A 10,718-nucleotide genomic window follows, 5' to 3' on the forward strand; every position below is an offset into this window, starting at 1 on the left:
CAGTTCGGGAGTAATTTAGCGCAGAAGCCAGCCGTACCAACATCAATCCATCACGGCCTCAGTGGCAGAGGCCGTTGCGTGGCCTGCTGCAACGTGCGAGTAGGGGCCAAATGCACCCTGATTTGCCCACCGCCGGCTGACAACAGACATCTTCTCCCATCGACGCCAGTTCGCAGTCGCTTGCGCGGCGGGCGCGTAAGCCTCCCCCGCAGCCTTTGCCGCGTTCCTTGCGGCCCATCCGGCCCTTCCAGCATTCAGCGCCGCCCTTGACGTCGCCAACAAGGCAGACCCCGCTCCAAACGTTGCCGCAGAGAATAGGTTGAGAGCAGCACCATCATAATCACCCTGATAAAAGTCATAGATGGCGAGACCCAATGATATGACAGCACCGGCAGCACCACATATTGGGCATATAGGGGTAAGCAGCGCAAGGACCGTAGCACTACCGCTCAACGCATTCGTTACTGTCCCAGCGTTGAGCCATCCATTCTTTTCTTCACGCTTCGCCTGTGCGGCCTCGCGCGCCGCCGTGGCCTCGCGTTCCTCCGCGATCTTCGCGGCCCTTTGTGCCTGAGCGACCTGGCGAGCCCGCTCGGCCGACGACACTGCCCTGTCGACCAGCGCCACCGGACTTCCGCCTCTGGACGCGGTAGCAGTGTTGAACCCGTCGGTATGTGTGCGGTAGAAGTTGCAGGCGTAAGCCGTGTAGCACTCACGCTGCAATACGGGAATGGACCCGTTGATGAAGGTGCGCTTCACGCAGCTGATGGCACCACGCTCGCACTTGTCCCAGTTCCGCTTCGCCGAGATGTTCCCGCCCTTGCCCACCGTGCAGGAATGTGATCCGTCGTGGCACTCCGAGAACAACATGCCGGTGGGGTCGGACCAGGTGGTCGGGTTCTGGTTCGAGTACGCGTACGCATTCCACTGGCCCGGGTCCGTCAGATCCATGATCGGATCAACACTGACAAAGCTGCCCAAGGCCGCGTCGAACATCCGCGCCCCGACCGCTGTGAGCCCCGTCGAGTCCTGGGGTTTGTCGAGGAACCCATGGTCCCCCACCCAGTCAGACGGGTTCCCTACCTCGTGCACCGGCTCCCCACCGGCCGCGTCCAGCGCGGGGTCCACACCGACGGTCTCGTCCCGCGGGGCACCGAACGGGTCCGTGTACCGCCGCGTGACCTGGTTGGTCGTGTTCGCGACCTGGATCATCCCGGTGCCGTGGTGGTCGGCGAAGATCGTCGTGACGTCCGAGAACCTCGAGCCCGTGCGTACCGCGACGGTCTCGCCCGCGAACGAGTAGTACCGCTGCGCCGAAACCGCACCCGTCTCACCGTCCAGGGTGACCTCCTGACCTGGCAGGTACAGGGTGGTGTCCCCGTCCTGGGTGCGGAGGAGCCGGTCCCCGTCGGCGGAGTACACGTACCCGTCCTGCTCCGCCCGCTCCGCGTCCTCGACCGTTCCATCACCGTCGGCGTCCTCGGCCACCGCCGCCAGCTCGCCCTCGACGTCCCAGGACAGCTCCTGGGCCGGCTTCCCCGCCAGGTCGCGCCCTGTCAGGTTTCCCGACGCGTCCCACGTATAGGCGGACTCACCCAACACCGCGCCACCCGACGCAGTGGCGGTCACGCTTGAGGCCGCGTGCGGACGATCGCCGCCCGCCTGCGGGTACGCATACGCAGACGTCACGTTCCCGCCGTCCGCGCTCGCCCGGTGCAGCACCGTCGAGGTGCGGTTCCCGGTCGCGTCGTCGTACCCGTAGGACTTCCAGTACGGCTCCACGCCGCCCAGAGCGGCCGTGGACGGGGCCGCGGCACAGTCACCCGAGCCAGGTGTCCACGCCCCTGTCAGCCGACGGGCCCAGTCGTAGCTGAAGCACTGCTGGTCGGCCGGCTGACTGCCCAGTGCGGGGTCAGGGGTGTCCGAGATGCCGAGCACGTTCCCCGCGTCGTCATACGAGTAGGTCGCATGGCGCAACTCGTGGAGCTGGTCGTCCTCGCGTCCCGTCTGCTGCGTCGTGGTCACCGCGTCCAGCCGTCGCGTGCCGAAGCCGTAGTACAACGACTCCTGATACGCGTACGTGTTCCCCGTCCGCAGGTAGGACAGCTCGCCGGTGGGCAGGAAGTCGGCCCGACCCACGTAGTTGCCCCACCCGTACCCGCCGGTCAGGCCATCAGCCACACCACCGTTCGTGTCGGAGTAGTACGTGGTCAGGCCCTCGTCCGCGATCCCTCCGACCCCGGGCACGGTCTGGGTGCGTACCCGGCCATCGTCGGTGTACGTGAACTCGTACGTGTACTCACCGGCCAGCCCGGCCGGCGTCGTCTCCGACTCCGGAACACTCACCGTCGTCGAGGTGGGCAGGTACCGGTCGGTGAATCCGCCGATGCTCGTGGTGTACTCCACACCCCCATCATGGCGGGTCGAGGAAGTCTGCTGACCCTTCATTGTCGTGCCGTCGCCCAGCAGGTCGTAGGACCAGCTCGACCGGACGGGCCCGTCGGGACCGGCCTCACGCAACGTGGTGGGACGGTTCAGGTGGTCGTACGTGTACGCCAGCAGCTCGTCGCGCGCGTCGGTGGTGCTGACGACGTTCCCCGCCGCGTCGTACTTCGTGGTCGCCTCACCCTTGTCCGGGTCCGACGTCGAGACCTGCCGGCCGCGCAGGTCGAACCCGTAGGTCCACTCGTTGCCCGCCGAGTCGGTCGCGCCGACCAGACGGTCTGCGCCGTCGTACTCGTAGGACGTCGTGTGGTGGGTACCCGTCGGGGACGCACCCTCGTACTGCCACAGCTCCTTGGTGCGACCCCGGGCGTCGATCACCGTCGTGGTCGGTGTCCCACCCGCGGGCGGGTTCGTGTGTACCCGGTCGCCCTGGTACGACGTGGTGGTGGTCCACGTGTCGAGGTACGACTCGTCGTTGTCAGGTGCCTCACCCTCACCCACCTGGAACGTCTCCGACACGGGCCGTCCCGCCCCGTCGTAGGCGTGCACGACCCGGGAGTCGACAGCCGACGCCGACGTCACGAGCTGGCCCGACGCCGTGCCCGTCGTGGCCCACCCGTCGCGAGTGACCCAGCTCAGACCGCGGGTGTCGTAGAACGACTCCGAGATGACCTTGCCGGCCACTGCCGCGGAGGCGGAAGGGCTCTGCGCCTGCCGCTGCCGCAACAGCCCGTCATAGATCACGCTCGAGGTCACGTACCCCGACGCGTCCCAGTTGAGCGTCTGGGTGACCACGCTGTTCAGGCCCGAGGCGTTCACCCCGTACGTGAACTTCGATGTGGGGTCGTCCTCGTTGGGCACCCTTCCCGGCTCCCACACCCGTACGAGACGCCCCAGAGCATCATATGCACCGTGCGTGGCCTTCCCGTTCGCGTCGGTCGACTTGACCGGCACGCCCCAGGCCGGATCCACCTCCGTGGTCGCGCTGTGCGGGGTCAGCTCCCCGCCGTCGTCAGGGTCAGCAGTGGTGACGGTGGAGGACTTCGTGAGCCCTCCGCCGCCGGCGGTGTTGTCGTACGCCGTCCTGGTCACGTTCCCCAGGGCATCGGTCGAGCTGATCGGCTGCCCGTAGCTGTTGTACCGGGTCTCGTTCACGTCTTCGTAGACCGGCGTGGACCCGTCGTAGCGGCCGGCCTCCTGGGTGAGGGTGACCCGCCCCTTGGTCGGGGCGACTCCGATCGACTGGGAGTCGTACCCGTAGCGCACGTCCTTGATCACGTCCGCCGGCCGGGCGGCAGTCTGGTCGCAGCGCACGTCGACCGTCTCGACCCGCTGGACGGTGGTCAGGATGTTCTTGCTCATGTTCCGGTTGTAGGTGGTACGCGTGCAGAGCTCGTCCCCCGAGACCGAGGTGTCACCGCGCTCGGTCACCGCCGTGGGCATGCCGAACCCGTCGAACGTGGTCTCCGTCCGCAGCGTGCGCGTTCCGCCACCGGCGACCGGGGTGACGGTCTCGGTCTCGGACGTACCGGTGCGGTAAGCCTTCTTCGAAGCGTCGTCCGGGTCGATGGCCGTCGCCGCGGACCGCCACGGGGTACTCCGAGCCCGCCCGACGACGGAGGCCCCGTTATAGGTGATCTCCTCACGCAGCATCCCGGAGAACTGGTCCAGATCAGCGATGCCGTCGACCGCCACGTCCCGGGTGCCGCCCGAGCCGGTGCGGTCACCGTGCTGGCCGCGGAAGTACCGGTATCCGGTGCGCAGACGCGGCTGGCCGTCCTGGCTGGTCGCGCCGGTGTAGACATCGACCCTCGAGTAGCCGCGCAGCTGCCCCCAGGTGCGGTACTTCGGCTTGGTCAGCTCGTTGTCGTCGTAGTGCCACGCCGGCGAGCCGACGTAGTCGTAGGTGGTGTCGATCGGGACGGTGCCGTGAATCCTGGGGTCCTGCGTCACCGAGGCCACGCGGTAGTGGTGGAAGTACTCCAGCACCCGCTCAGCGGCGCCTTCTGGCGTCCAGTACACCGGCATGCACCGCTTGTCGTTCGACGCAGGGTCCAGGTCAGCGGTGTTGGCCGTGGTGCACTCCATGCCCGAGTACGCGATCGTGGTGATCCCGCCGGACTCCGACCGGATCTGGTCGATCCGGTACCGCGTCATCGCCGGGCCCAGATCGCCGGTGGTGTCGACCCGGTTGTCCTTCTGTGCCCCGTGGAACGTCACCGCCGGCAGCTTCACATCGTCCGACGTGCTGGTGGTACCGCCCTTCCCGGTGTGCTGGATCGAGTCGAGCCACAGCGCCGGATCGGACCCGTCACCCGGGTCGGGGAATGACTGGGCGAGCGTCCAGGTATCGACCGGAACGTAGCCGGTGCCCTCGCGGACCTGAGTGGTGATACCGGTCAGGCGCCACCGGTCGAAGAATCCCGCCGACGTCTGCGCACACGACGAGGTCGAGGTGCATATGAGGTCGCGGGGCACGTCGGGCCAGTGGGATGCGTTGGCTTCGTTCAGGTCCCCGGCCGCGCAGGTGAAGCCGTCACCAGGGATGCACCGTTCGGCGTAGTTGAATGTCACTCGGGCGGGTGCCGCGGCGGTCGATCCGGTACGGGTGCCATAGTCGATTCGGTTGAGGCGTGCAGCCCGCACGTACTCCGTGGTGCCGGCATTCAGGTTGTGCCCGTACCGGTTGGTCGCCCGCTGGTACACGTACGACATCGTGTTCCCAGACACGTCCTGGACCAGGTCCAGGTTCCACCGGTACGGCATCTGCGCGCACGAGGACGACCCGAACGACGCGTCGTGGCACGGCTCGTCGGCGTGGTTCCCATACACACGCACGTGCTGCACCGAGTTCGACGCGGCGCCGCCGCTGGTGACCCCGCCGCCAAAGGTGTAACTGGTGCCGTCGGCAGTGGTCACGACCCAGTGCTCGCCGTCCGGCCCCTCACCCGACCCGCCGGTGGCACGGACCACCCTGGTGTTGTCATCGTTCTTGGGCCGCCACGTGTTCGTGGCGCCGTCCCGGACCAGCTCGGTGGCCGACCCGTTGAAGACCAGCGTCGCGTTGTTCGACTTCCAGCAGAGGTCCCCGGTGGCCCTGGAGGCGTTGTTCGGCGTCTTCCCGTCGACGACGCCTCGGTCCTCGCTACAGGGCACGTACTTTCGTTCCACGTAACCGGAAAGGTTCGCCTCCCAGCCATCACCCACCTGGGACGCCTGCGCGTTCGCCGACACCACCCGCCCGTCATGACTCGCGGAGGAGTACGACAGCGACAGATCCGGGGACAGGCCACCCGCAGTCGGCGCGGTCCGCAGGGGGTAGGACCATGAGAACGCGCCCGTCTGCGTGGCCACGTTCCACGACGCCGACGACGACAGCGATGTCGCACCCCAGTCCCCCGCACCACCGGCCGTGCCGGCCATCACCGCCAGCACCACCATGTCCGACGACGCCTCCTGGGCTGCGCTGGGGGAAGCGCCCGAAGACCCGGTCGGAATCTTGGCGATCCCAGAGACGGTCGCGGTTCCAGCCTGTGCGTCGACCTCCAGATCCGCGTCCGCCACGGGCCGCTGCACCTGGCACGACGCCGAGTCAGGTGACGTGAGCGCACAGGCGGGCAGCTGCACCAGACGCAACCGATGCACGAGGTCGCCGCCGGCAGGCACCAGGTGTGAAACGTCCACGTCGACCCGCACGCCCGACTCCTTCGCCCGGCCCTCCGCCACGGACCGAGCATCGCCCTGGTGTGCTCGGTCCGTGGCATCGAGCGTGATGACGGGCCCCGCAGCACCAACCCGCTCGGCCTCGTCGCGGCCGAGATGGGTGACCTTGAACGCACCCAATGTGCCCTCGGCCCCGTCGGCAGGGCGCAGGCCGACCGCCAGGCCACCCGCCTTCCCCGCGATCCGCCGGTCGCCGCTCCGCGCACCCTCACCTGCCGAGTCCATGCCGGACCAAGACGACCCCTGAGGTGCGAGGTTGGTGGCTCCGGCCGGCGGACGCTCTACCGACTGTGCAGGAGCATCGGGCATCGGGCTGAGCTTCGGGGCAGGGTCCACGTCGTCGGCACCAAGGGCCTCGGTGTGGGTGATGCGCGCGTCCTGCGCGTCGAACCCGAGCGAGTCGGTGTACTCGCGCCACTCCTCCAGCGACATGCCCTGGGCCTCGTTGAGGTCGACCCCCACCGCGTCCGCCGGCGCCGCCAGTGGGGAGGCCAGGACCAAGGCCAACGCCCCAGCCACCATGCCTGCACCGCGACCGCTCCACCGGCTACGCGCCACCCTGTGGCCGATGGCCCATCTTCCCGTCATTGCAGTGCCCCCTCGCCCGTCATCCTGCGGTTCCCGCTCGTCGTGAGTGCGTTCGTCGTGATCGTCGTGATCGTGGAGCCGTCCAGGGTGCGGATCATGGGACGTCCGCTCCCTTGCAGATGTCGTCCAGGGCGGTCTCGTCGTAGATATGTCCGGCCGCCACCCGAACCTCGTCGACCGCACCGTGGAACGGCCAGACGGGATTCCCGTCACGCATTCCGGACCCCAGACGCAGGTGCCCGGCTACGTTCCATGCGTTCCACGACTCATCGGCCCCAATGCTCCCGTCGCGGTCCTCATCGACCTCGAACGGAGCCACGGCACCCGCTGCGGGCCGCTCGGCGGGGAAGGCGAACATCGGACACGCCCATGCCTGCAGGGATTCGGTGTTCGCGTCGTATACGCCGACGACGTGCGTCCATTCCCCGATCCCGACCGGGACCGGGGTCCGTGAGGCAACGTTCGGCGAGTTGGGATCATTGTTCCGCACGTGCCAGAACGCCCAGCACGGCAGCACTTTCCCCTCGCGCGTGGGGTCCGCTTCGGTCGGGCAGTCCTGAGACTTCGACACGCCCAGATGGAAGCTGGACCGGTAGTCCCCGTCCACCGTCTCGGCAGGCGTGGGTACTTGCGTGACCGCCGCGCCGGACCGGGTGATGGCGTCCGCGCGCAGGAAGGCCGAGACCGTGAACGACTCGGTGCCGTTGACAACAGGCTCCACGCTCACCGCTACGTCGTCCTGGGTGGCCGGGTCGGCGTTGAACAGCCACGCCCCGTCCGGGACCCGGCCGTCCGGGTTGCCCGACGGGTCCGGCGGCCACAGCCCCTGCGGTTCAGCGCCGGGCGTCCAGGTGACACCGCCCGTAGCGGTCAGGTCCCCGGCGATCGACGCGTCGTCGCGGTTCGTCGCGGTCCCCGCGACTGCACCGTCGGTCCAACCGGCGTCGTTGAACTGCCAATGGCCTGTCGTGAACGGGAACCCTACGTAGAACTCGTAGATCGTGGGATCCGAGACCAGGCCGGCGTCGTCCTCGGAGTAGACAGCGACGTAGTTCAACCCGGGTCGGGTGATCGAGATACCGGTCGTCCCCGGCCCTCCCAGGTACCCCGGGGTCTTGCGCCTCTCGTAGGTCTGGGAGTTCAGCGAGTACCAGTACCGGGCCACGTCGCCCGATCCGTTCGCCGAGAACGTCACCGATATCGGCGTTCCCACCCCGCCGGCGACCTGCCGCTCCGGGTAGTTCGAGCTCGTTACCTTCGGTGGATTCGGTTGGTCCGTGTCGACGGCGAAGAAGCACAACGGCGAATCGCTCCACGCCGTGGTCGATCGATGCTCCGAGACAGGATCGGTCGAGGTCACCTGGACACGCCACCGGTAGGTCTTGCCGGACTGCAGGCCCGCGCTACCCGGCACGGTCACGGAACGCCACGTTCCCGCCCCCGCCGGTGAGGACCAGTTCGAGTACCAGATCGGAGAACGGGTGGCCTGCGACTCCACGCGGAACCGGATCTTCACCCCGGTGGTGCCGTCAGGCTCACGCGCCCTGGACTTGAGCTGCGGAGTGGCGTCGCGCACCTGCACGCGATTGGCCCAGTCCGCGCAGTCGACCGGCTCCGCACCGGGCGCGGGCACGATCTCGGTCTGCTCCTTCGTCGGGGGCAGCGGCGGCCGGTCGAACAGGATCGACAGCGTGCCGGAGGAGCCGTTGTACCGCTTCCACCAGTTCATCGAGCCTTCGTCAGCAGCGCGCATGCCCAGCGCGATCCACGACTCCCCGCTGTTGGCCGCGGTCCTGACCCGTGCGGTCACGTTGAACTCGGCTCGGGTGGTTCGAGCGGAACACCCGTCCCGGTGCGTACCCGTCCACCGGTCCTGCTTCCCGTTCCAGTTCACGTCGTCCCACACCGTGCCCGAGCCCACGTACGTCCCGACCCCGTAGACGTCCACGGACCGGGCATGGCAGTCGAAGCTGTGCGTCCCGTTGACGGCGAACTCCGCCCGGATGACCTCGGTGCCCTTCAGGTTGCCCAGCCACACACCCGCAGAACCTTGGCGCAACGCGCTGAACCGCCACAGGAGGCGCTGTACGTTGCGCCGGGTGCAGTCGGTGTGCGCATTCGGATCGCACAGGCCGACACCTTCCGACCCGGAGAACTTCCAGCTCGGCGTGTCCTTCCAGGCCGAGTAGTTCTGCACCATCGCCCACCCCGCCGGATCGGGGGCGCCGATCTTCGGGTCCAGCAGAAGCGGCATGGTGAGGTCGGGGTCGGCGAGCATCTCCGCGTCCGGAGTCACTGTCACGGCCCCGCCGCGCGGCGTCTCGCGCACGGCTACGTCCATCATCGCGACCGCGTCCCCGGCCACCGGATTCTCCAGGCGGACCTTGCCTCGGTCCATCGCGTCCTGCACGGTCGCCGAACCCGCCCGCGCCGGTGCGGCGTCATCGACGCCCGCCGCCCGGTCCCAGTCGGTGGAGCCCGTCGAGTCCCACATCAGCGGGGTTCCCGACTCCCACACGGTGTCCCCGTCGGAGTCGGAGACCTCGAAGCCCTGTCCGGTGGCGGCGTCCCGCACCTGTAGGCCCCTTGCCGTCTGCAGCGGGAAGGTCAGCGCAAGGTCCTGCGACCCAGCCAGCAGATCCTCCGCGAGGTGCTTCAGCGCGGCCCGGTCGGCGACCCGCACGACCGGCGTCGCGGTCGTTCCGTCGACGTTCACCGACACGACCAGGTCGACGCCCTGCCCGAAGGAGTAGGTCACGCGGCGCCCGTCCTCGTCGACGACACCGACAGCGGCGTCCGACGGCGGCAGCGAAGCGGAGAACATGCTCACCCTCTTTTCGGGTGCGCCGAGCACCACGAGCGGCAGACCTTCGCCCGCGACACCACCAGGATTCAGCCAGACCGGCTCGACCCCGCCGGTGACCGGGATCATCCCGGCGAGCTCGCCGTGCAGTTCCGGCTCGGGCTGGACCTGCACGTCGACCGGGGCCCAGCGACCATCGCGATCGCTGTCCTGGCGGACCGCCGACGTCGTGTACTCCATGCGGACGTTGCCGGTGGCGGTGGCGAACCCGGTCGCGAACTCCGACATCGTCTCGCCCACACGAGTCTCGTCACCGCAGTCGACGGCGGCCGCGACCGCCTCGTCGACGGACCGCACCTGCTCAGGACACTCCGGCACCGCAGCAGGTTCGACCTTGAGCGCCGCCGGCACTTCTGGCTGAGCCGCACCGGGACCCGCAGCCGTACTCGCGGCCAGCAGCACCGCCATCGGCATCGCCACCGCGAAGCGCGCGAACCGCCTTCGAACTGCACCCGACGTTCGCGCACGAACCTGCATCAGACGACTCCCCACCCACGGCGACAGAACGCGTCGACACGGTGGATGTCATGACCATTTCGACCTACTTGGCCACGCTTTGCCCGCCCCGACGGGGATCGAGACTGACAGGCAAGCAAAAGAAACGTCAAGACTTGGGAGATCGTGGAATTGTTCGATCAACGGCCCGAGGCTCCGAAATTTCACCCGAATCATCCACAGGGTGAAACCATCAACCGCCCGAGAGTGCCGATGCGCGCTTGCCAACCCTCGCCCACCCTGTGGAAATCATTAACAAAGCCGTTACGCAACCGTGACGTTCCACCAAGACCCCGCCAGCGATCACCCACCCCGGTACCCCACCGAACAAGTCGGGATACACATAGGTGGAATCGATGCGAGCAATAGGCATCCACTATGTGGACGTGCCCTTCCGCCCCTCCCGAACCGGGGTTAACGTCATCGCCATGACCAAGGCAGCGCGCATCTTCCTCGTGACCACCCGTCACGAGATGCCCATGTGTGCCATGCCGACCGGTGCCTGCGACTGCTGTCGCAGCTGTCAGCTCTGACGCGCTCCCTCGCCCCTGCAAGCTCGCCCCGCAAGGTCGCCACCCGCCGTCGTCCCGCAGCACCGAGTCCC

General features: G+C 68.1%; 2 protein-coding genes. Both read right to left on the bottom strand.

Annotated elements, in window-relative coordinates; genetic code table 11:
• Positions 1-42 precede the first annotated feature (42 nt).
• Positions 43-6,675, bottom strand: coding sequence for an RHS repeat domain-containing protein (locus ACFSL2_RS13085; protein WP_377198288.1), 6,633 nt, complete (start codon positions 6,673-6,675; stop codon positions 43-45).
• A gap of 175 nt (positions 6,676-6,850) precedes the next feature.
• A complete protein-coding gene (locus ACFSL2_RS13090; protein WP_377198289.1) occupies positions 6,851-10,096 on the bottom strand; it encodes a hypothetical protein in 3,246 nt (1,081 codons plus the stop codon).
• Positions 10,097-10,718: the final 622 nt, after the last annotated feature.

This window comes from Promicromonospora aerolata, assembly GCF_042682255.1.
GTDB lineage: Bacteria > Actinomycetota > Actinomycetes > Actinomycetales > Cellulomonadaceae > Promicromonospora > Promicromonospora aerolata.